This is a genomic window from Arthrobacter sp. HLT1-20 (assembly GCF_054510895.1).
On the sequence record NZ_JBTNDR010000021.1, the window covers coordinates 38,841 to 58,408 of the forward strand.

The 19,568-nt window shown below is 64.2% G+C and carries 24 protein-coding genes and 1 riboswitch; of the genes, 22 read left to right on the forward strand and 2 right to left on the reverse strand.

The annotated features are described in order from the left end of the window. Positions 1-8 precede the first annotated feature (8 nt). From def to hisF, 14 genes are all read left to right on the forward strand, one after another. The gene (def, locus tag ACX80Q_RS12255) at positions 9-575 is read left to right on the forward strand and encodes a peptide deformylase (protein WP_459330827.1); all 567 of its coding nucleotides are present in this window, start codon (positions 9-11) and stop codon (positions 573-575) included. Continuing rightward, complete coding sequence (gene fmt / locus ACX80Q_RS12260) at positions 572-1,492, forward strand: methionyl-tRNA formyltransferase (RefSeq protein ID WP_459330806.1); 921 nt, start codon at positions 572-574, stop codon at positions 1,490-1,492. The genes def and fmt overlap by 4 nt, the downstream gene beginning before the upstream one ends. Further along, the gene (locus ACX80Q_RS12265; RefSeq protein ID WP_459330807.1) at positions 1,489-3,054 is read left to right on the forward strand and encodes an RsmB/NOP family class I SAM-dependent RNA methyltransferase; all 1,566 of its coding nucleotides are present in this window, start codon (positions 1,489-1,491) and stop codon (positions 3,052-3,054) included. Before fmt ends, ACX80Q_RS12265 begins: the two co-directional genes overlap by 4 nt. A gap of 71 nt (positions 3,055-3,125) precedes the next feature. After that, positions 3,126-3,803, forward strand: coding sequence for a ribulose-phosphate 3-epimerase (gene rpe / locus ACX80Q_RS12270; RefSeq protein WP_459330808.1), 678 nt, complete (start codon positions 3,126-3,128; stop codon positions 3,801-3,803). Between the two features lie 208 nt (positions 3,804-4,011). Further along, a riboswitch (FMN riboswitch) is annotated at positions 4,012-4,156 on the forward strand. Between the two features lie 120 nt (positions 4,157-4,276). Then, complete coding sequence (pnuC, locus tag ACX80Q_RS12275) at positions 4,277-5,017, forward strand: nicotinamide riboside transporter PnuC (protein WP_459330809.1); 741 nt, start codon at positions 4,277-4,279, stop codon at positions 5,015-5,017. After that, positions 5,014-6,129, forward strand: coding sequence for a bifunctional diaminohydroxyphosphoribosylaminopyrimidine deaminase/5-amino-6-(5-phosphoribosylamino)uracil reductase RibD (gene ribD / locus ACX80Q_RS12280; protein ID WP_459330810.1), 1,116 nt, complete (start codon positions 5,014-5,016; stop codon positions 6,127-6,129). The genes pnuC and ribD overlap by 4 nt, the downstream gene beginning before the upstream one ends. Positions 6,130-6,132: 3 nt before the next feature. Next, positions 6,133-6,765 (forward strand): riboflavin synthase, encoded by a 633-nt coding sequence (locus ACX80Q_RS12285; protein ID WP_459330811.1) that lies wholly within the window; start codon positions 6,133-6,135, stop codon positions 6,763-6,765. A 56-nt stretch (positions 6,766-6,821) separates the two neighbouring features. Then, the gene (gene ribB, locus ACX80Q_RS12290) at positions 6,822-7,406 is read left to right on the forward strand and encodes a 3,4-dihydroxy-2-butanone-4-phosphate synthase (RefSeq protein WP_459330828.1); all 585 of its coding nucleotides are present in this window, start codon (positions 6,822-6,824) and stop codon (positions 7,404-7,406) included. Next, positions 7,399-8,055 (forward strand): GTP cyclohydrolase II, encoded by a 657-nt coding sequence (ribA, locus tag ACX80Q_RS12295; RefSeq protein WP_459330812.1) that lies wholly within the window; start codon positions 7,399-7,401, stop codon positions 8,053-8,055. Before ribB ends, ribA begins: the two co-directional genes overlap by 8 nt. After that, positions 8,052-8,540, forward strand: coding sequence for a 6,7-dimethyl-8-ribityllumazine synthase (ribH, locus tag ACX80Q_RS12300; protein WP_459330813.1), 489 nt, complete (start codon positions 8,052-8,054; stop codon positions 8,538-8,540). Before ribA ends, ribH begins: the two co-directional genes overlap by 4 nt. Positions 8,541-8,587: 47 nt before the next feature. After that, on the forward strand, positions 8,588-8,725 hold the full coding sequence (locus ACX80Q_RS12305; RefSeq protein ID WP_459330814.1) for a hypothetical protein: 138 nt from the start codon (positions 8,588-8,590) through the stop codon (positions 8,723-8,725). 10 nt (positions 8,726-8,735) lie between these two features. Beyond that, the gene (locus tag ACX80Q_RS12310) at positions 8,736-8,999 is read left to right on the forward strand and encodes a phosphoribosyl-ATP diphosphatase (RefSeq protein ID WP_103465949.1); all 264 of its coding nucleotides are present in this window, start codon (positions 8,736-8,738) and stop codon (positions 8,997-8,999) included. A gap of 93 nt (positions 9,000-9,092) precedes the next feature. Next, positions 9,093-9,938 (forward strand): ATP phosphoribosyltransferase, encoded by an 846-nt coding sequence (gene hisG, locus ACX80Q_RS12315; protein ID WP_459330815.1) that lies wholly within the window; start codon positions 9,093-9,095, stop codon positions 9,936-9,938. Positions 9,939-9,949: 11 nt separating this feature from the next. Further along, positions 9,950-10,720, forward strand: a complete 771-nt coding sequence (gene hisF / locus ACX80Q_RS12320) for an imidazole glycerol phosphate synthase subunit HisF (RefSeq protein ID WP_459330816.1) — start codon at positions 9,950-9,952, stop codon at positions 10,718-10,720. Between the two features lie 84 nt (positions 10,721-10,804). On the opposite strand, the gene ACX80Q_RS12325 is transcribed toward hisF, so the two are convergent. Together ACX80Q_RS12325 and ACX80Q_RS12330 are read right to left on the reverse strand one after the other, a co-directional pair. Continuing rightward, positions 10,805-11,224, reverse strand: a complete 420-nt coding sequence (locus ACX80Q_RS12325; RefSeq protein WP_459330817.1) for a DUF6855 family protein — start codon at positions 11,222-11,224, stop codon at positions 10,805-10,807. Positions 11,225-11,280: 56 nt separating this feature from the next. After that, positions 11,281-11,925, reverse strand: coding sequence for a TIGR03085 family metal-binding protein (locus ACX80Q_RS12330; protein ID WP_459330829.1), 645 nt, complete (start codon positions 11,923-11,925; stop codon positions 11,281-11,283). Positions 11,926-12,100: 175 nt separating this feature from the next. Between ACX80Q_RS12330 and hisI the strand changes: the two genes are divergently transcribed. From hisI to lgt, 8 genes are all read left to right on the forward strand, one after another. Beyond that, positions 12,101-12,514: a phosphoribosyl-AMP cyclohydrolase gene (hisI, locus tag ACX80Q_RS12335; RefSeq protein ID WP_459330830.1), complete on the forward strand. Its 414-nt coding sequence runs from the start codon at positions 12,101-12,103 to the stop codon at positions 12,512-12,514. A 70-nt stretch (positions 12,515-12,584) separates the two neighbouring features. Continuing rightward, positions 12,585-14,138: an anthranilate synthase component I gene (locus ACX80Q_RS12340; protein WP_459330818.1), complete on the forward strand. Its 1,554-nt coding sequence runs from the start codon at positions 12,585-12,587 to the stop codon at positions 14,136-14,138. Further along, positions 14,135-14,794, forward strand: a complete 660-nt coding sequence (locus ACX80Q_RS12345; RefSeq protein WP_459330819.1) for a Trp biosynthesis-associated membrane protein — start codon at positions 14,135-14,137, stop codon at positions 14,792-14,794. The genes ACX80Q_RS12340 and ACX80Q_RS12345 overlap by 4 nt, the downstream gene beginning before the upstream one ends. A gap of 97 nt (positions 14,795-14,891) precedes the next feature. Then, complete coding sequence (locus tag ACX80Q_RS12350) at positions 14,892-15,167, forward strand: HGxxPAAW family protein (RefSeq protein WP_459330820.1); 276 nt, start codon at positions 14,892-14,894, stop codon at positions 15,165-15,167. A gap of 2 nt (positions 15,168-15,169) precedes the next feature. Beyond that, complete coding sequence (gene trpC, locus ACX80Q_RS12355) at positions 15,170-15,985, forward strand: indole-3-glycerol phosphate synthase TrpC (RefSeq protein ID WP_459330821.1); 816 nt, start codon at positions 15,170-15,172, stop codon at positions 15,983-15,985. A 139-nt stretch (positions 15,986-16,124) separates the two neighbouring features. Further along, a complete protein-coding gene (trpB, locus tag ACX80Q_RS12360; RefSeq protein ID WP_459330822.1) occupies positions 16,125-17,537 on the forward strand; it encodes a tryptophan synthase subunit beta in 1,413 nt (470 codons plus the stop codon). Next, on the forward strand, positions 17,530-18,366 hold the full coding sequence (gene trpA, locus ACX80Q_RS12365) for a tryptophan synthase subunit alpha (RefSeq protein WP_459330823.1): 837 nt from the start codon (positions 17,530-17,532) through the stop codon (positions 18,364-18,366). Before trpB ends, trpA begins: the two co-directional genes overlap by 8 nt. Positions 18,367-18,371: 5 nt before the next feature. Continuing rightward, complete coding sequence (lgt, locus tag ACX80Q_RS12370) at positions 18,372-19,481, forward strand: prolipoprotein diacylglyceryl transferase (RefSeq protein WP_459330824.1); 1,110 nt, start codon at positions 18,372-18,374, stop codon at positions 19,479-19,481. Positions 19,482-19,568: the final 87 nt, after the last annotated feature.

Sequence of the window (19,568 nt, forward strand, 5' to 3'; positions counted from 1 at the left end):
CCCCACCCATGGCCATCCTGAGCATTCGCATCATTGGCGACCCTGTCCTGCGAACAGTGGCCGAGGAAGTGACAACCTTTGGTCCCGAACTGGCCAAGCTCATTGACGACATGCATCAGACAATGGTGGATGTTCGCGGAGCCGGCCTGGCGGCACCCCAAGTTGGTGTCAACAAGCAGATCTTCACGTATTCGGTGGATGGCCAGGAAGGCCACATCATCAATCCCATCCTGGTGGCCAGCGACGACTTTGCGCCTGCGCAGGATGCTGAAGGTTGCTTGTCAGTGCCGGGGTTGGGCTACAAGGTTGAGCGTCACAGGTGGGTGCGCATCACGGGCGTGGACAAGAACGGTCACCCCATCGACATGGAGGCTACAGGCGTTCTGGCCAAGTGCTTCCAGCACGAGACGGACCACCTGATGGGCAAGCTCTATGTTGACCGCCTTGAAGGAGAGGACCGCAAGGACGCCCTGCGCGCCATTCGCACCGCCAACTACCACGATGTGACGGCACAAACTGTTGCCAAGCGGGCCCGCACCGTGGGCTCCGCATTTGGTGCAGGCGCCGCCCAATGAGGGTACTTTTTGCCGGAACACCAGCTGTGGCACTGCCGTCCCTGGAGGCCCTGCGCGCCGCCGGGCACGAGATTGTTGCCGTCCTGACCCGCCCCGACGCGCCGCTGGGCCGCAAACGGGTGCTCACGCCGTCGCCCGTTGCTGCCCGCGCGCAGGAACTTGGCCTGCCCGTCATCAAGGCCAACACGATCGACGCCGAAACTGCCGCGGCCATCGCCGCCGCAGCGCCGCAGGTGGGCGCCATTGTTGCCTATGGTGCGTTGATTCCCGAAGCCGCGCTGACCATTCCCAGCCTTGGCTGGATCAACCTGCACTTCTCCTTGCTCCCATCGTGGCGCGGCGCAGCCCCCGTACAGCACTCCGTCATCAACGGGGACCAGGTGACGGGTGCCGCCACCTTCCAGCTGGAAAAGGGCCTGGACACGGGCCCCGTGTACGGCACCATGACTGAGGGCATCCGCCCCACAGACACCAGCGCCGAGCTGCTGGAACGGCTCTCCCACAGCGGTGCGGTGCTCCTGGCCCAAACCATTGACGGCCTGGCCGCAGGGGCGCTCAGCGGTGTTACCCAGCACGGCGACATTTCGTTGGCCCCCAAACTGACCCTGGAAGACGGCCACGTGCGCTGGAGCGATCCGGCCCTGGCGATCGACCGGCGAGTGCGCGGGGTCACCAACGAACCCGGCGCGTGGACGCTACTCGGCGGCCAACGCTTCAAACTGGAACCGGTAGTGCTGCGTCCGGATGTCACCGATCTTGCGCCGGGGCAGCTTCGCGCCGAGGCAAAATCTGTGCTGGTGGGCACGGGATCGCACGCCATTGAGCTAGTGAGCGTGCAACCAGCAGGCAAAAAACTTATGAAAGCAACAGACTGGGCCCGTGGCCTGGCCAACAAGGAAGATGTGGTGTTTGAATGACCAGCGAGCAAGGCGGACGTTCGAGCCACCAAGGCAACCGATCGGGGCAGGGCGGCAATTCCGGAGGTGTCCGGCGTCGTGATGATGCAGGGCGCGAGCGGAACCGCAGCACCACGCGCAACCGGACAGATACTGCTCCCGGGCAGCGCACCCGAGTAGCCGATCCGGCGCGCCTGGTGGCCTTCGAAGTATTGCGGGCAGTCTCCGCTGACGACGCCTACGCCAACCTGGTCCTGCCCACGCGGATCCGCAAGCACGGCCTGGACCGCCGCGACGCCGGCTTCGCCACGGAACTCACCTATGGTGCCTTGCGCGCCCAGGGCACCTATGATGCCATCCTTGCCCAGTGCGTGGACCGCCCACTTAGCGAGCTGGACCCGGCCATTTTGGATGCCCTGCGCATTGGCGCCCACCAGCTCATGGCCATGCGCGTGCCCACGCACGCCGCCCTGGACCAGACTGTTGGCTTGGCCCGCGCCGTCATTGGTGCAGGCCCGTCGGGCTTGGTCAATGCTGTGCTGCGCAAGGTGGCTGCCAAGGAATTGCCGCAGTGGCTCAGCGAGCTCACCGAGGGTCTCAGCGACGACGTGAAGATTGCCTCGATTGAGCATTCCCACCCGGAATGGATTGTGCGTTCCATGCGCCAGGCCCTGGTGGCCCACGGCCGTGACGTCTCCGAGATCACGGCATTGCTGGAGGCCGACAACGAGGCCCCCGTGGTGAACCTTGTGGCCCTGCCGGGCCTGGGTGATCTGTCCGAGGCGTTCGAGGCCGGCTTCACGCCCGGTGAATTGGTGGCCGATTCCGCGTTGTCCTCCGGCGGCGACTTGAGCCGTCTGGAGAGTGTCCGTGACGGTTCAGTCCGGGTTCAAGACGCCGGTTCGCAGCTGGTGGCCAGGGCTTTGGCGGCCGTGGAGATCACCTCCGAGCCGAACGACGGCGAGGAGCGCTGGCTTGACCTGTGTGCCGGCCCCGGTGGAAAGGCGGCCCTACTGGCAGCCCTCGCCGCGGAAAAGGGTGCCTGGATTTTGGCGAACGAGCCCTCCGTGCACCGCGCCAAGCTGGTCTCCCAAGCCCTCGCGGCAGTCCCTGCCGACACCTGGACCGTGCGCACGGGCGACGGCCGCGACATTGGCAAGGAGCACCCGGAAGCCTTTGACAGGATCCTGGTTGACGCGCCCTGCACGGGACTGGGGGCCTTGCGCCGTCGCCCGGAATCCCGGTGGCGCCGCAAGCTCTCCGACGTGACCCAGCTGGGCCCGCTGCAGCGTGAACTGCTGACATCGGCACTCTCGGCGGTGAAGCCCGGCGGCGTGGTTGCGTACGTGACCTGCTCCCCGCACGTGGCCGAGACCATCGCCGTGGTGGAGGACGTGATGCGCAAGCGTGACGATCTTGAACTGCTCGACGCCGGTGCGGCCCTTGACGCTGTCAGCCTCAGCCACAACGTGGGTGCCGGCAACACCACCTCGGCCGTGCCTGCCCACCAGAAAATGGCGCAGCTGTGGCCGCACATCCACCAAAGCGATGCCATGTTCCTTGCGTTGATCCGCAAGAACTAGCCCGCCTGCACCGCCACAGGCGCTACACGTGGCACAGCAGAAAATCCCAGCAGAAAAGATGAGGCTTCTTCGTGACCAGTAATCCGCTCAAATGCTGCATCAACCCGAGCATTTTGTCCGCCGACTTTGTCAACCTCCAAGCGGAGTTGGCGCGCATCAGCAACGCCGACGCCGTCCACGTTGACGTCATGGACAATCACTTTGTGCCGAATCTGACCCTGGGGCTTCCTGTAGTGGAGCGGATCCAGCAGGTCAGCCCCATTCCCTTGGACGCGCATCTGATGATCGCCGACGTGGACAGGTGGGCCCCGCAGTATGCGGACGCCGGCCTGGCCTCGGTGACGTTCCATGTTGAGGCATCCAACGCCCCCATTAAACTGGCCCGTGAACTGCGTGCCCGCGGGTCCAAGGCGGGCATGGCGCTGCGCCCGGCCACGCCCGTGGAACCCTATCTGGACCTGCTCACCGAACTGGACATGTTGCTCATCATGACGGTTGAACCGGGTTTCGGTGGGCAGTCGTTCCTAGAGCTGACCCTGCCCAAGATCCGCCGGGCCAGGGCAGCCATCGAAGGCAGCGGCGTCAACGTGGCCATTCAGGTGGACGGCGGCATTACCGAGGAAACCATCACCCGTGCCGCCGAGGCCGGGGCCAACATTTTTGTGGCCGGATCGGCCGTTTACGGCAAGCCTTCGCCGGAGGCAGCCATCGAATCCTTGCGGGCCAAGGGTCAGCTGGCCTTCGGCTAAGCCCGCCTCCGCCCAACTATGACGCAGTAGTTGCATCGGATAACGCTTTCCTGGCGGAATTCGGTGCAATAACTGCGCCACAGATTTAGGGGCGGGAATGAATCGGACTCACCGCGCATTACACAAGAAGTAAGCAATGCAAATGGCGCCGTAAAAGGTGCCATACTGTAAGTGCTGTTCGCAATTGCGGGCAGCAAAAAAGAAGTATCACGTGCTCCGGGGTCGGTGTAATTCCGAACCGGCGGTTATAGTCCGCGACCCGCGCGCAGCCAGCTGGAAACAGCTTGCAGCGCACGGTTGATCTGGTGAAATTCCGGAACCGACAGTTAAAGTCTGGATGGGAGAAGCACGAACAGTTTTGGCCACCCGCCAAAGGTGTCGCAGCAGCATACGCTGTTGCCGCCGTCGTACGGGTGAGCCCATTCTGTCGTTACCCCCGGAGCCATCGCGGTCTTGAAAGGGTAAAGGTAACGATGGACTTTCTGCGATGGCTCTTTGACGCCAAACTTGAATTCGCCGGTGGCGGATTCCTGCTCTGGCGTGAAGTCATAGGCAATCTTTTTGGGCTCGCCAGCGCCCTCGGCGGAATGCGCCGTAAAATCTGGGCATGGCCCGTGGGCATCATTGGCAACGTCCTGCTGTTCACAGTTTTCATGGGCTCAGTCTTCGGCTCGGCCGATCACGTCAACCTGCTGGGCCAGGCCGGCCGCCAAATCATGTTCATCGCGGTCTCCGTGTACGGCTGGCACCGGTGGAGCCAAACCCGTCATGGGAAGCTCGACGGCGGCACCCACGTTGGCGAGGCCGTTGAGCCGCGCTGGGCCGGAGTCCGCGTACGCTGGGCCCTGGTGGGCACCATGATCGCCGGCACAGCAATTCTCACCCCCATTTTCCGCGCCATGGGTTCTTACGAACCCGTCTGGGCCGACGCCTGGATTTTCATGGGCTCCCTTTTGGCAACCTACGGGATGGCCAAGGGCTGGGTGGAGTTCTGGCTCATCTGGGTGGCCGTGGACCTGGTGGGCGTCCCGCTGCTCTTTAGCGCCGGCTACTATGCCTCAGCGTTCATGTATATCTTCTACGGCGCCTTTACGCTGGCTGGATTCTTTGTGTGGTGGCGGGTGCGGCGCACCAGCGACGCCTTGGCTGGCCAGGTATCAGTGGATGCCACGTTCCCCGACATCACTGTGAGCAATCGAGAGGTCAAATCATGAATTTCAGCACCCTGGACCAGGGCGGTTCGAGCCCCGAACCCGAGCACTTCACCCACGCTGAGGTGCTCGGCATGGAGACTGCGCTCTCGGCGGCTCGTCAGGGCGTCCGCAGCTCCAACCCGTTGGTGGGGGCTGTAATCATCGACGCCGACGGTACGTTCCTGGCCATCGGCTATCACAAGGGGGCCGGCACTGCGCACGCCGAAGCTGATGTGATCAACCGCCTGCTCGGCACCGGTGTGAAGCGCGACCTCTCGGCGGCAACCCTCATCGTCACCCTCGAGCCGTGCAGCCACGTGGGCCGGACCGGGCCCTGCACCCAGGCCATTTTGGACGCCGGAATTGGCAATGTGGTGTTTGCGGTGTCGGATCCGAACGAGATGTCGGCCGGGGGAGCGGAGATCCTGCACAATGAGGGCATCAACGTCCGCATGGGGTTGATGGCCGCCGAGGCCGAAGACCTCAACCGGCAGTGGTTTGTTGCCGTCCGGGAGAACCGGCCCTTCATTACCGCCAGGCTGGCCCAAACAGTTGACGGGCGGATTGCGGCGGTTGACGGCACCAGCCAGTGGATCACCTCCAAGGAATCCCGGCAGGACTCCCACGAGCTGCGCGCCCGGGTGGATGCCATTGTGGTGGGCACCGGAACCGTGATTGCAGACAACCCGAGGCTCAACGCCCGCGCCGCCGACGGCACGGCAGCAGCCAGGCAACCCCTGCGCGTGGTGATGGGCATGCGCGAGATTCCTGCGGACGCAGCCGTCCGTGGCGATGCTGGCGCCGACGACTTCCTGGCGCTGCAAACCCACGATCCGGCCGCCGTCGTACGGGAATTGAAGTCACGCGGAGTGGGGCACCTGATGATTGAGGGCGGCGCCATGATCAACGCGGCGTTCCTGGCGCAGGGGCTGGTGGATGAGCTGGTTGTCTACCTTGCCCCGACCCTGTTGGGCGCCGGCATTCCGGCCCTGACCGATCTGGGCATTGGAACCCTGGAAAACGCCCAACGTTGGGAATGGGACAGCACCACCCGGGGGCCCGTGGAAATTCTGGGCCCGGACCTAAAATTGACGTTGATGCCGGCCAAGGCCGCCAGCGTGGAAGGAAAATAGCGCATGTTTACTGGAATTATTGAGGGCCGCGGCACTGTGGTAAGTCTTGAGCAGCAGCCGGAGTCGGACAGCGCCGTGCTGGTGCTCCGGGCCGGATCGGTGCTGGACGGGCTCAACCTTGGCGGCTCCCTCGCCGTCAACGGTGTATGCCTGAGCGCCGTGCGCCTGGACGCCGGAACGGTTGAAGTTGATGTCATGGGCGAGACGCTCAAGCGCACCACAACGGGTGCGCTGCAGGTGGGCGACACCGTGAACCTGGAACGCTGCGTCGTGGCTGGGGGGCGGTTGGACGGCCATGTTGTGCAAGGCCACGTGGACGGTGTTGGCTCCCTGCAAGAACGCGAGAACCAGGGCAAGTGGGACCGCCTGCGCTTTGCTGTGCCCCGCGAGTTATCGCGCTACATTGCCGAGAAGGGGTCCATCGCTATCGACGGCGTATCCCTCACCGTCACGGCCGTCAGCCCGGCGGCCTTGCCTGAACAGTGGTTTGAGGTGGGCTTGATTCCCGTCACGCTGGAAAAGACGGGCCTTGGCGCCAAGGGCGTGGGCGGCACCGTCAACCTGGAAGTGGACGTGCTGGCCAAATACGCTCAGCGCCTGCTGGAATTTAGCACACCCGGGGCGGATGCCCCGTGAGCGCCGTAACAGATCCCGTCACACTGCTGGACCCCGTCCCGCTGGCCATTGCCGCGATGGCCCGGGGCGAGGCGGTCCTAGTGGTGGATGACGCGGACAGGGAAAACGAGGGCGACATCATTTTTGCCGCCCAGCACAGCACGCCAGCTCTCATGGGCTGGACCATCCGCCACAGCTCAGGGGTCATCTGCATACCCATGGACCACGGCCGCGCCGACGCCATGGCCCTGCCTCCCATGGTGGAGGTCAACCAGGACGCTAAGGGTACGGCCTACACGGTTAGCTGCGACGCCGCGCATGGAGTGTCCACGGGCATCAGCGCCACCGACAGGTCCTTGAGCGCAACAGTTTTGGCAGACCCAGCCTCGCTGCCCGACGCCGTCACCCGGCCCGGGCACATGTTCCCCCTTCGCGCTGTGGCTGGGGGAGTGCGGCAGCGCCCCGGCCACACCGAAGCGGCCGTTGACCTGTGCAAGTTGGCGGGATTGCAGCCGGTGGGGGTCATTGCCGAGGTGGTGGATGATTCCGGGGAAATGGTCAGGCTGCCCGGCCTGCGCCAGTTCGCGGATGAGCAGGGCCTGCTTCTGATTTCCATCGCCGACCTGGTGGAGCACCTGGCCGAGGGGCCCGGCCATGACTGAGAGCTGTGTCAGCGGCGGCCCACTGGTTTCGCTGCCCACCAAGTTTGGTGTGTTCGCCGCCCAGGCGTGGACGGACACGGTCACGGGCGCCGAGCACCTCAGCGTCACCTCACCGAATGCTGCGGCGGGTGATCCCCTGGTCCGGCTGCATTCGGAGTGCCTCACGGGAGATGCGTTTGGCTCCTACCGGTGCGATTGCGGTGAGCAACTGGACTACGCGCTGGGGCTCATCTACAGCCACGGCGGAACACTGGTTTACCTGCGCGGCCATGAGGGCAGGGGCATTGGCCTGGCCAACAAGATGCGCGCCTACGCCCTGCAGGAGGCCGGTGCGGACACAGTGGACGCCAACGAGCAACTGGGATTCCCCGCGGATGCGCGCGACTACGCCTCAGCCGCAGGAATTCTGGAGGCACTGGGCCTGAACCGGATCAAATTGCTCAGCAATAACCCGTTGAAGTCGGAGGAACTGGGCCGCCACGGCATCGCCATCAGCGAGATCGTGGCCACCGAGGTTCCGGCGCGCAGCGAGAACCTCCGCTACCTGAAAACCAAGCGTGACCGGATGCGCCATGTGCTCAACGTCAGCACGCCCCAAGAAGACAACAAGCACACCACCTCAAACCCCCAGGAAGGACCCTCAGCATGAGCGGCCACGGAGCACCAGTCATCGGATTCACCCCGGAAGAAAAATCCCACACGTCAACGCTGAAGGTTGCCATCGTTGCCGCGAGCTGGCACACCGAGATCATGGACGGCCTGCTCGCCGGCGCCCTGCGCGGGGCTGCCGACGCGGGCATCGCCGAGCCCACCGTGGTGCGGGTGCCCGGCAGTTTTGAGCTACCCGTTGCGGCTGCGCGGCTGGCACCCAAGTTCGACGCCGTAGTCGCCCTGGGAGTGGTGATCCGCGGCGGCACCCCGCACTTTGACTACGTGTGCCAGGCTGCCACGATGGGTCTCACCGACGTCAGTGTCCGCACCGGCGTGCCCGTTGGTTTCGGCGTGCTCACCTGCGACACCGAACAGCAGGGCCTTGACCGTGCCGGACTACCGGGCTCGGTGGAGGACAAGGGGCATGAGGCCATCACGGCTGCCCTTGCAGCAGCCCTCACCCTGGCCCAGCTCGGCGTCTAACTGCGCCTTGGCGGCTTGCCGGCGCTTTGGCGGCTTGCCTGCGGTTTATGAACCGCCGACAAGCCGCCAAAGCGCACATTTACGCCACGTTGTTGTCCGACGCCGGCCACGAACCCGCCATGAAACCGTCCACATGGTGGACGCAGCTGGTGCGCGAATCCTTGGACGGCGATCAAAGCAAGTAAGCTGGACACCGTGAAGACCTTCGAATCCCTTTTTGATGAGCTCAGTGCGAAAGCCGCAGCCCGGCCCGCTGGCTCCCGTACCGTCGCCGAACTTGAATCCGGCATTCACGGTATCGGCAAGAAAGTGGTTGAGGAAGCTGCTGAGGTGTGGATGGCCGCCGAGTATGAGTCGGAAGAGGCCTGTGCCGAAGAGATTTCCCAGCTGTTCTACCACCTGCAGGTCATGATGATCGCCAAAGGACTGACCCTTCAGGACGTTTACAAGCATCTATAGCCACGCGCTGTGGCTGCTTTAACCGACCCCTGAAATGGCGTTGAAAACGCCCGAAAAACCTTTTGCTTGACCCGATCTGAAAGAAACTTTCACATGCTGCGTGTTGCCGTCCCCAACAAGGGTGCCCTGTCCGAAGCCGCTTCAGCCATGTTGTCGGAGGCTGGATACCGCCAGCGCCGCGACAGCCGCGAGCTGGTCATGGTTGACCCCGAGAACAACGTTGAATTCTTCTTCCTCCGTCCCCGCGACATCGCCGTATATGTTGGCGCCGGAACTCTGGATGTTGGTATCACCGGCCGTGACCTGCTCATGGACGCCCAAGTGGATGCCGAGGAACTGCTGCCGCTGGGCTTTGCCCGATCCACGTTCCGCTTTGCCGGCCCCGTGGGCCACTTCAGTAAGGCCGCCGAGCTCGAGGGCAAGCGCCTGGCTACCAGCTATGACGGCCTGCTGCGTGAATACCTGGCCGAGCTTGGCATCAACGCCAAGGTGGTCCGCCTCGACGGCGCCGTAGAGTCCTCCGTGCGGTTGGGCGTTGCTGACGCCATTGCCGACGTCGTGGAAACCGGCAGCACGCTCAAGGCTGCCGGCATGGAAATCTTTGGCGAACCCATCCTGAACTCGGAGGCCCTGCTGATTGGCCGCCGCGGCGTCACCCCGCCGGCCGGTGTGGAGGTTTTGATCCGCCGCCTGCACAGTGTTTTGGTGGCGCGCCAGTACGTGCTCCTTGACTACGATGTGCCCAAGACGCTGATGGAGAAGGCCACGGCCCTGACCCCTGGCCTGGAATCGCCTACGGTTTCGCCGCTGCGCGACTCGGACTGGGTGGCTGTGCGCTCCATGGTTTTGTCCAAGGACACCAACCGCATCATGGACGAGTTGTACGATCTTGGTGCTCGCGCCATCCTGGTCAGCAACATCCACGCCTGCCGCATCTAGGGAGAAGCCCCATGAGTGTTGCCATCAGAGTCATTCCCTGCCTCGACGTCGACGCCGGCCGCGTGGTCAAGGGCGTCAAGTTCCAAAACCTGCGCGACGCCGGTGACCCGGTTGAGCTGGCCAAACGTTACGACCTGGCCGGGGCGGATGAGCTGACGTTCCTGGATGTCACGGCGTCCTCCGGCAACAGGGAGACAACCTTCGATGTTGTTTCCCGCGCGGCCGAGCAGATCTTCATCCCGCTGACAGTTGGCGGGGGAGTGCGCGAGGTTTCCGATGTGGACAAGCTGCTGCGTTTTGGGGCCGACAAGGCCTCCATCAACACGGCCGCCATCGCCCGTCCCGCCGTCATCAATGAAATTACCCACCGGTTCGGTTCCCAGGTTCTGGTGCTCAGCGTTGACGCGCGGCGCACCCAGGGCGGGAACACGCCGTCGGGCTATGAAGTGACAACCCACGGTGGCCGCGAGGGCACCGGCATGGATGCCATCGAATGGGCCAAGGAAGCTGCCGACCGCGGTGTGGGGGAGATCCTGCTCAACTCGATCGACGCCGACGGCACCAAGGAAGGCTTCGACCTGGAGCTGATCCGGCTGGTTCGCGCCGCCGTGCACATCCCCATCATCGCCTCCGGTGGCGCCGGCAAGCCGGAGCACTTCCCGCCGGCTGTTGCTGCAGGCGCCAACGCCGTGCTGGCCGCATCCGTGTTCCACTTTGGTCCGGACCACGCCATAGCCGATGTCAAAAAGGCCATTCGCGACGCCGGCTACGAAGTCCGCTAGTCCCGCCCCCCGCCTCGCGAACGTACAGTTAATGCCGATGTTTCAGTCAAACATCGGCATTAACTGTACGTTCGCGAGGCGGGGTTAGAGGGCGCGCATCCGGTTGTTGCGCGGGTTGTGTTCCACCTCGGCCAGGCCCAGAGACTCCAGCAGCGGGGGCAGATACATGCCCACCCGTCCACGGTAGCCCTTCTTCAACCCGTACCAGCCACCCACGGGGTTGGACTCTGCGCGGGCCCAGGCCTCCACCGTGCCGTCCTTGGCGGCTTTCTGCTCGTCGGCGCTGCCGAGTTCCATCCAGTCGCCGTGCTCGGTAAGCATGGCGGCCAAGTCGGCCACCAGGCGCAGCTGGTATTTCAACACGGTTTTACCCACAGTGCACACGAGTTCCGCCGGATCCACCGACTCGTCACGGTACATGGTGTACTCGGAGGTGCCGGGCGGGGTTTTCAGCAGCCACGGGGACTCCTTCGTTCCGGCGTTGCCCCAGTCAAGTGCACTCATGAACTTCTCCATCCACTAGATGTGTCCGCCGGCGGCCCAGGATAACTAGCAAAAAACTACAGCCCCACCGGTGCTGTCTGCAAAAGTGCCACGGCGTCCTGCTGGCCCTCAAAGGACACCAGGGCTTGGCCCGTGCGGCCGCTGGCGTGCATGAGCAGCTCGCCGGGTTCGCCAATAATGGCCACGGACACGGGAGCCCGCTTGGCAACGTGCCGGGGTCCGCTGGAATTGACCAGCACAACACCTAGATCAACGCTGCGGTAAAGGATGGCTGCCCGGGTGATTAATTCAGCCCAGAGTGCTTGTGAGTAGTCGGCGTCGAGTGCGCGCGGAGCCCACCTGTCCGTGGCGCGGCGAACGTCCTCCGTGTGGATGAAGAACTCCGTGAGGTTTGCGCTGTGGTCAACGGCCTTCAGCGCAAACGGGGAAATCTTAGGCGGCCCGGCACGGAACTTCTCCACCAAGGCGGCGAAGGCCTCGGGCGTGCTGGACTCGGCCGCGAGCTTGGCGATGGCCTTCTCGGTGGCCTTGCGCCAGGGTTTGAGTACCATGCCTAGGCCGGCGCGGGGATTGTGTTCGCGCAGGTAAAGGTGAGCGGCCAGTTCCTGGGTCCGCCATCCTGCACAGAGGGTGTCTGCTCCCGGCCCTGCAGCCAGCAAGGTCTCGGCGAGCACTTCTCGGGACGGCTCTACAAATCGCATCACTTGTGAAATTAGCATGTATTGGCGCCAATTGGCATTAGGAACCGCCGCTTTGCTGCCCATGGCTTCGAGAATTCCTTCTTGGTTAAGGTCGCGGCGGCCGCCCGATGACGGTTTGAGACGCTTTCTGGCACTAGAATTGGCACTGATGCAGCACAGCCCAGAACCCCAGTCAATGCCCGCCAATTCCGCCACGCAGCCAAGCGCTGCCGAAGCCGTCACCGACGCCGTGCATCTGCCCGCCGAGGTGGCCGCCCTGCTCAAGCATGATGATGCGGGACTTGTGGCTGCCATCATCCAACAGTTCGACACCCAAGAGGTGCTCATGCTCGGCTGGATGGACGATGAGGCGCTGCGCCGGACCCTGAGCAGCGGGCGTGTCACCTTCTACTCGCGCTCACGCCAGGAATACTGGCGCAAGGGCGACACCTCCGGGCACTTCCAGTATGTGAAATCCGTGGCCCTGGACTGCGACGGCGACGCCCTCCTGATCGCGGTTGACCAGGTTGGCGCGGCCTGCCACACCGGCACCCACACCTGCTTCGACAACCGTGAACTCACGGCAGTGGTGGGTCACCGCGGCGAATAGCCCCCACGAGCCGCAGCGCTTTTTAGTTTTGCTTCATTCACCCGATTGACTCAAGGAAGCCAACCATTTCATGCAAGATCTAGGTGTCATCAGCCCCTCCCTGGCGGAATTTCGGGAATTGGCCCGCAGCCGCCGGGTTGTCCCCGTCCATCTGAAGGTCCTCGCCGACGCGCAAACGCCCATTGGCCTGTACCGTTCCCTCGCGGCCGAGGCCCCGGGGACGTTCTTGATGGAATCGGCCGCCGTGGGCGGGGTGTGGTCCCGCTACTCGTTCATTGGTGTGCGCTCCAGCGCAACACTGACAACGCGCGACGGCGAGACGTTCTGGCAGGGCGAACCTCCCGTAGGCGTGCCCTTGGGTGGCAGCCCGGTGGATGCCATGGAGGCGACCCTGAAACTGTTGGGCACCGAGCGGTTTGAGGGTTTGCCGCCGTTCACCTCGGGCTTGGTGGGCTTTGTGGGGTGGGAGGCCGTGCGGCACTGGGAAAAACTCCCGCAGCCGCCCGTCGATGACCTGCACCTGCCCGAGGTGGCGCTGAACCTTGTGGCCGACATGGCAGTGCATGACAACAATGAAGGCACTGTGCTGTTGATTGCCAACGCCATCAACGCCAACGGCACCGACGAGAACGTTGACGGCGCGTGGCATGACGCCGTGGCCCGGGTCCGTTCCATGGTGGAGCAGTTGCGCAGGCCAGTGGTCCAGCCCATGTCAGTGGTGGACGTCCCGGCAGCCAGCTTTGCCGAGAGCGTGCAGGAACGCTGGGACCGGAACCAGTACCTTGCCGCGCTTGACCGCAGCAAGGAAGCCATTGTGGACGGTGAGGTGTTCCAGGTGGTGATTTCGCGCCGCTTTGAAATGGCATGCCAGGCCACGGCCCTGGACGTTTACCGCGTCCTGCGCAACACCAACCCCAGCCCGTACATGTACCTGTACAGCTTCGAGGACTCCAACGGTGCCCCCTACTCCATTGTGGGCTCCTCGCCGGAAGCCCTGGTCAGCGTCAGCGGCAATGAAGTCATCACCCACCCCATCGCAGGCTCGCGCCCACGCGGCGGCACGGTTGAGGATGACAAATGGCTGTCCAAGGACCTGCTCGAGGATGACAAGGAACGCTCCGAGCACCTGATGCTGGTGGATCTTTCCCGCAATGACCTCTCCAAGGTGTGCGTCCCCGGCACAGTGGATGTCACCCAGTTCATGGAGGTGGAGCGTTTCAGCCACATCATGCACCTGGTCTCCACCGTGGTGGGCACCCTCAGCCCGGACAAGAATGCCTATGACGTCCTGGCCGCGACGTTCCCCGCCGGAACCCTTTCCGGTGCGCCGAAGCCGAGGGCGCTGCGTCTCATTGACGAACTGGAGCCCCACCGACGCGGCATCTACGGCGGAGTGGTGGGCTACCTGGACTTTGCCGGCAACATGGACATGGCCATCGCCATCCGGTCGGCCCTGCTGCGTGACGGCAAAGCCTATGTCCAGGCTGGCGGCGGCATCGTGGCGGACTCCGTCAACGAGACCGAAGCCCTGGAAACAGTCAACAAGGCGGCAGCACCCCTGCGCGCCGTTTATGCCGCCGCCTCCCTGCGGGCCCTTGACGAGAATGTCGGTGAAGAGTTGTGAGCAGTTCCGTTCCGGAATCACACGAGCACGACGGTGACGACGTCCTGGGTTCGGTGGCGCCGCACACCAGTGCCACCAAGACGGCGCCGTGGCAGCGCAAGTCAACGTTGATCCTGTTGGCCATCCTGGCTGCGCTGGCCGTTTTCGGCACCACCACCCAAACATGGATCCACGTGGCTATTGCACCCGGTGAAGTGGCCCAGACGGACCTCAATATTCCCGGCAGCAAGGCAGCCGTGGCCGTCTCGGCGTTGGCGCTGGTGGCCCTGGCCGGAGCGCTGGCCATCACCATTGCCGGCAAAGTGGCCCGTGTTGTCGCCTCCTCCATCGTCTTGCTGGGCGCGGTGGGGATCATCGCCGTCGTGCTGGGGGTTCTGACGAATCCGGCAGCGGCGGCCATGTCCGAGGTAGGGGCTGCAACGGGCATCATCGGCCAAAATTCGGACGCCACCACCACCATTTTTCCCGTCCTGGCCGTAGCCGCCGCGGCGGTGCTGGCCCTGGCCGCGCTGGCCGTTCTATGGTTTGGGCGTGGCTGGACCGTGCGCACCAAATATGACGCCGCCAAGACCACGCCGGGCGCCAACGCCGGTGAGCCGATGGACGAAATTGACCGGTGGGACCAGCTCAGCCGCGGGGAAGACCCCACAGCCTAGGCACGGCACGCATCCAAGAGGCCCAGCAGTTTCGGTTTCCTTGGCTAACTAATGGCAGAATGTATTTCAGTATCCGCGTTAAATAGGGAGATTTACCATGAGCAACAAGTCGGCGCAGGCAGTTACCGAACACGAGCCCGTTGATCACAGCATTGAACTGGGTCACGGCAACAGCCCGGCAGCATGGACCAGCGTGACCATCATGCTGGTTGGTACCATCATCGGCTGCATCGCCTTCGTCATTGGCGAGAGCGCAACCACCCTGTTTTGGATCGGCGTGGGCGTCATTGTTGTTGGCCTCATCGCGGGCCCGGTCCTGCGGTCGGCGGGCTACGGTGTTGGCGGCAGCAAGCTGAAAAACACCGGCCACTAATCGTGAGTGTTTTGCTGGACATCATTGCCGGAGTTCGGGAGGACCTTCGGGCCCGCCAGGAACTGGTGAGTTTGGCCGAGCTTCAGGAGCGGGTCGGCCACGTTGCCCCGGCACTGGACGCGTGGGCTGCCCTGGGCGGAAACCTGGCGCAACGCCCTGAGCTGATGGTCATTGCCGAGGTCAAGCGCCGCAGCCCCTCCAAGGGCGAGCTGGCCGGCATTGCCGATCCTGCCGCACTGGCTGTGCAGTACCGCGACGGCGGCGCCAGTGTCATTAGCGTCCTCACCGAGGAGCGCCGCTTCAGCGGTTCCCTGGCTGATTTGGACGCCGTTCGCGCAGCTGTGGACATCCCGGTGCTGCGCAAGGATTTCACCTGCGATCCGTACATGATTTGGGAAGCGCGCGCCCACGGGGCAGACCTGGTGCTGCTCATTGTTGCGGCCCTGAGCGATGAGGAACTGCGCAGCTACCTGGAGTTGACTCACCAGCTGGGCATGAACGCCGTGGTGGAAACACACACGGCGGAGGAGATTGCCCGGGCCGTGGCGGTTAATGCCAAGATCATTGGCATCAATGTGCGCAACCTGAAGACCTTGGACGTTGACCGGGGCGTGTTTGCGGCCCTCGCCGGAACCATTCCTGCCGGCCCCATTGTGGTTGCCGAGTCCGGTGTCCGCGACGTTGCCGATGTTCAGCATTACAGCGCCCACGGCGCCCACGCCATCTTGGTGGGCGAAGCGTTGGTGAAGGATTCCACACCGCGTGAGCGCATCACCGAATTCAAGGCCGCCGGGGCACTGGCCATCAGCGCCCGCTAAAGCAGCCCCTGCCTGGCTGCCGCGCCCCTTCGCAGGGTGCGGCAGCCAGGCTTCATGGCAATAAATGGCAGTTTAGGGTCCGTAGCTGCCGCCTAAGACTATTAGTGCACAATTATCCAGGAACAGGACGGTGGAACTGATGGCTAACGTGCCAGCAGCTTCGTCTCAGGATCCCGCTGACATGGTGGATCCGGCAACAGCATTCTTACAGGGCGGCACAGCAGCGCCGGAATTCTCCGGCGAGCATTCGCTGCGGCACGCGCCCGGGCCCTACTTTGGCAATTATGGTGGCCGCTGGATGCCGGAGTCGCTCATTGCGGCCCTGGATGAGCTTGAAGACACCTTTGAAAAAGCCAAGGTTGATCCGGAGTTCCTCGAGCAGATTGCCGAGTTGAACAAGAACTATTCTGGCCGTCCGTCCCTGTTGACCGAGGCCAAGAACTTCAGCAAGCACGCTGGCGGCGCCCGCGTCTTCCTCAAGCGCGAGGACTTGAACCACACAGGTTCCCACAAGATCAACAACGTCCTGGGCCAGGCATTGTTGGCCAAGCGCATGGGCAAGACCCGCATCATTGCCGAAACTGGCGCGGGCCAGCACGGCGTGGCCAGCGCCACCGCCGCCGCCCTGCTGGGCCTTGAATGCGTGGTTTACATGGGTGCCGAGGACTGCCGCCGCCAGGCCCTGAACGTGGCCCGCATGCAGCTGCTTGGCGCCACGGTGGTGCCCGTGACTAACGGTTCGCAGACGCTCAAGGACGCCATCAATGACGCCCTCCGCGACTGGGTGGCCAACGTGGAAACCACCCACTATGTGCTGGGTACTGTTTCCGGCGCGCACCCTTTCCCCGCAATGGTGCGCTTCTTCCACGAAGTCATCGGTGAGGAGGCCCGCGGCCAGATCCTGGAGCAGATCGGCCGCCTGCCCGACGCCCTGTGCGCCTGCATCGGCGGCGGCTCCAACGCCATTGGCCTGTTCCACGCATTCCTGGACGATCCCTCCGTGAAGATCTTCGGTTTTGAGGCCGGGGGCGACGGTGTGGAAACCGGCCGCCACGCGGCCACCATCACGCTGGGCCGCCCAGGCGTTTTGCACGGTGCACGGTCCTACCTGATGCAGGACGACGACGGCCAGACCATCGAGTCCCACTCCATTTCCGCGGGCCTGGACTACCCCGGAGTCGGACCGGAGCATGCCTACCTGGCCGACATTGGCAGGGTCGGCTACGAACCCATCACCGACAGTGAAGCCATGGAGGCTTTCAGGCTGTTGAGCCAGACCGAGGGCATCATCCCCGCCATCGAGTCCTCCCACGCCCTGGCCGGCGCCCTCAAGGTGGGCCAGCGCCTGGTGGCCGACGCCGCCAAGGCCGAGGACGTGGTCATCATCGTGAACCTGTCCGGCCGTGGCGACAAGGACGTGGAAACCGCAGCTGCCTGGTTCGGCATGCTTGATGAAGACGGCCACGTGAAAGGCACCACCCTGTCCACCCGCACCGCCAAGGGTGCAGCCCCGGCTGCCGATGAAAATGCAGAGGATGCCACCCATGAGTGAGAGCACCGCACCAGCCCAAGCCGCAAGCAAGTCCGCGGCCGCCATTGACCGGGCCAAGGCCGCCGGCCGAAAGGCCTTGATCGCCTATCTGCCCGCCGGTTACCCGGACAAGCAGACATCCATTGACGCAGCCATCGCCTTGGCCCGCAATGGCGCCGACATCATCGAAATCGGCATCCCGTACTCGGACCCCGTCATGGACGGCTCCGTCATCCAGGCTGCCACCACCGAGGCACTGGCCAAGGGTTTCCGGGTTACGGACGTCTTTGACATCGTCGCGGCCGTGACGGCCGAGACCGACGCGGCCGTCCTGGTGATGACCTACTGGAACCCCGTGGACCGCATGGGTGTTGACGAGTTCGCCCGCCGCTTGGCCGAGGCCGGGGGAGCGGGGCTCATCACCCCTGACCTCATCCCGGACGAGGCAGCCGAATGGTTTGCCGCCTCCGACAAATACGGTCTGGACCGCGTCTTTCTCGTGGCACCGTCCTCCACACCGGAACGCGTGGCCATGACTGTCGAGGCAACCCGCGGGTTTGTTTACGCCGTCTCCATCATGGGCGTCACAGGTGCCCGCACCTCGGTTTCCAGTGCAGCGGAGGCCGTCGTGGCCGCCGCCCACAATGCCGGAGCCGAGCGCGCCTGTGTTGGTCTGGGCGTGTCCCGTCCCGAGCATGTCCGCGAAATCGCGGCCTACGCCGACGGTGTCATTGTGGGAACAGCCCTGGTGGCTGCCCTGCGCGACGGCGGGGTGGCCGCCGTCGGCGCCCTGGCGAAGGAACTCAGCACAGGCTTTGACGCGCCTGCCACCCCCACCACGGGAGCATAGACCCAGTGATTTCGACTCTTATTCCGCAGCAGTTCAGCGGCGCCTTCGCAGCCGCCATCCCCGCACCCACCTGGTCGGGCTTTGACATTGGCCCGCTGCGCATCCATGCCTACGCGCTGTGCATCCTGCTCGGCATTGTTGCTGCCCTGTGGCTCACGGACCGCCGCTGGAAGAAGCGCGGCGGCCCCGAGGGCTCCATCTGGGACATTGCCATTTGGGCCATCCCCTTCGGCATCATTGGCGGCCGGCTCTACCACGTGTTCTCCTCCCCGGACGCCTACTTCGGCCCCGGCTATGACGGCACGGGCGATCTGTCCCTGATCCCGCAACTCTGGTTGGGCGGCCTGGGCATCTGGGGTGCCGTGGTCCTGGGTGTGGTGGGTGCCTGGATCGGCTGCCGCCGCGCGGGCGTGAAAATCTCCGCGTTCATTGACGCCGCAGCACCCGGAATCCTCCTGGCGCAGGCCATTGGGCGTTGGGGCAACTACTTCAACCAGGAACTGTTCGGCGCGCCCACCACCTTGCCGTGGGGCTTGAGCGTTTCCCCCGAGTTCGTCCCGCCCGGATTTAGCCCCGACACCCTGTTCCACCCCACCTTCCTCTACGAGTGCCTGTGGAACCTGGCCGGCGTTGCGGTACTGCTGCTGCTGGACCGGAAGTTCCGCCTGCGCCACGGGCGCCTGTTCCTGCTCTACGCCATGATTTACACGGCCGGCCGCGTCTGGATTGAAATGCTCCGGATCGACGACGCCGAGCAGATCACGTTCTTCGGCATCACCACCCGCCTGAACGTCTGGACCAGCATCATTGTGTTCGTGGCGGCCCTGGCGGTGTTCCTGTTCCTGACGTTTGTGCGCCGTGGCAAGGACTCCGAGTCCGTGTACCTGCCCGGGCACGAGCCGGCGGCTGCTGAGGCTTCCTCCGTGGAGGATGACGCGGTCGACGGCGGCGACGCTGCCCAGGCTGCCGACGACAAGCGTCACGACGGCGACTCCGCGGCTGGTGCCAAGGGCGCGGATGTTGCCGCAAAGGCTCCGGCCACGGCTGCTGCCCCGGACAAAGAGGACGTTGCTGGCAAGGACGCAGGCAAGGACGCAGGCAAGGACGCGAAGTAGTCAGTCCTTGCCCGCGCCACCCGCGCGGGTTAGTCAGTAGTTGATGGTGTAAAAAGGTGGTCCTGGATAACCAGGACCACCTTTTTC

What these genes read in the sequence shown, in the direction of transcription:
- def (WP_459330827.1), top strand. Translation starts at nt 9, where the DNA reads ATGGCCATCCTGAGCATTCGCATCATTGGCGACCCTGTCCTGCGAACA.
- fmt (WP_459330806.1), top strand. Translation starts at nt 572, where the DNA reads ATGAGGGTACTTTTTGCCGGAACACCAGCTGTGGCACTGCCGTCCCTG.
- ACX80Q_RS12265 (WP_459330807.1), top strand. Translation starts at nt 1,489, where the DNA reads ATGACCAGCGAGCAAGGCGGACGTTCGAGCCACCAAGGCAACCGATCG.
- pnuC (WP_459330809.1), top strand. Translation starts at nt 4,277, where the DNA reads ATGGACTTTCTGCGATGGCTCTTTGACGCCAAACTTGAATTCGCCGGT.
- ribD (WP_459330810.1), top strand. Translation starts at nt 5,014, where the DNA reads ATGAATTTCAGCACCCTGGACCAGGGCGGTTCGAGCCCCGAACCCGAG.
- ACX80Q_RS12285 (WP_459330811.1), top strand. Translation starts at nt 6,133, where the DNA reads ATGTTTACTGGAATTATTGAGGGCCGCGGCACTGTGGTAAGTCTTGAG.
- ribB (WP_459330828.1), top strand. Translation starts at nt 6,822, where the DNA reads ATGGCCCGGGGCGAGGCGGTCCTAGTGGTGGATGACGCGGACAGGGAA.
- ribA (WP_459330812.1), top strand. Translation starts at nt 7,399, where the DNA reads ATGACTGAGAGCTGTGTCAGCGGCGGCCCACTGGTTTCGCTGCCCACC.
- ribH (WP_459330813.1), top strand. Translation starts at nt 8,052, where the DNA reads ATGAGCGGCCACGGAGCACCAGTCATCGGATTCACCCCGGAAGAAAAA.
- ACX80Q_RS12305 (WP_459330814.1), top strand. Translation starts at nt 8,588, where the DNA reads ATGAACCGCCGACAAGCCGCCAAAGCGCACATTTACGCCACGTTGTTG.
- hisG (WP_459330815.1), top strand. Translation starts at nt 9,093, where the DNA reads ATGCTGCGTGTTGCCGTCCCCAACAAGGGTGCCCTGTCCGAAGCCGCT.
- hisF (WP_459330816.1), top strand. Translation starts at nt 9,950, where the DNA reads ATGAGTGTTGCCATCAGAGTCATTCCCTGCCTCGACGTCGACGCCGGC.
- ACX80Q_RS12325 (WP_459330817.1), bottom strand. Translation starts at nt 11,224, where the DNA reads ATGAGTGCACTTGACTGGGGCAACGCCGGAACGAAGGAGTCCCCGTGG.
- ACX80Q_RS12330 (WP_459330829.1), bottom strand. Translation starts at nt 11,925, where the DNA reads ATGCGATTTGTAGAGCCGTCCCGAGAAGTGCTCGCCGAGACCTTGCTG.
- hisI (WP_459330830.1), top strand. Translation starts at nt 12,101, where the DNA reads ATGCCCGCCAATTCCGCCACGCAGCCAAGCGCTGCCGAAGCCGTCACC.
- ACX80Q_RS12340 (WP_459330818.1), top strand. Translation starts at nt 12,585, where the DNA reads ATGCAAGATCTAGGTGTCATCAGCCCCTCCCTGGCGGAATTTCGGGAA.
- ACX80Q_RS12350 (WP_459330820.1), top strand. Translation starts at nt 14,892, where the DNA reads ATGAGCAACAAGTCGGCGCAGGCAGTTACCGAACACGAGCCCGTTGAT.
- trpB (WP_459330822.1), top strand. Translation starts at nt 16,125, where the DNA reads ATGGCTAACGTGCCAGCAGCTTCGTCTCAGGATCCCGCTGACATGGTG.
- trpA (WP_459330823.1), top strand. Translation starts at nt 17,530, where the DNA reads ATGAGTGAGAGCACCGCACCAGCCCAAGCCGCAAGCAAGTCCGCGGCC.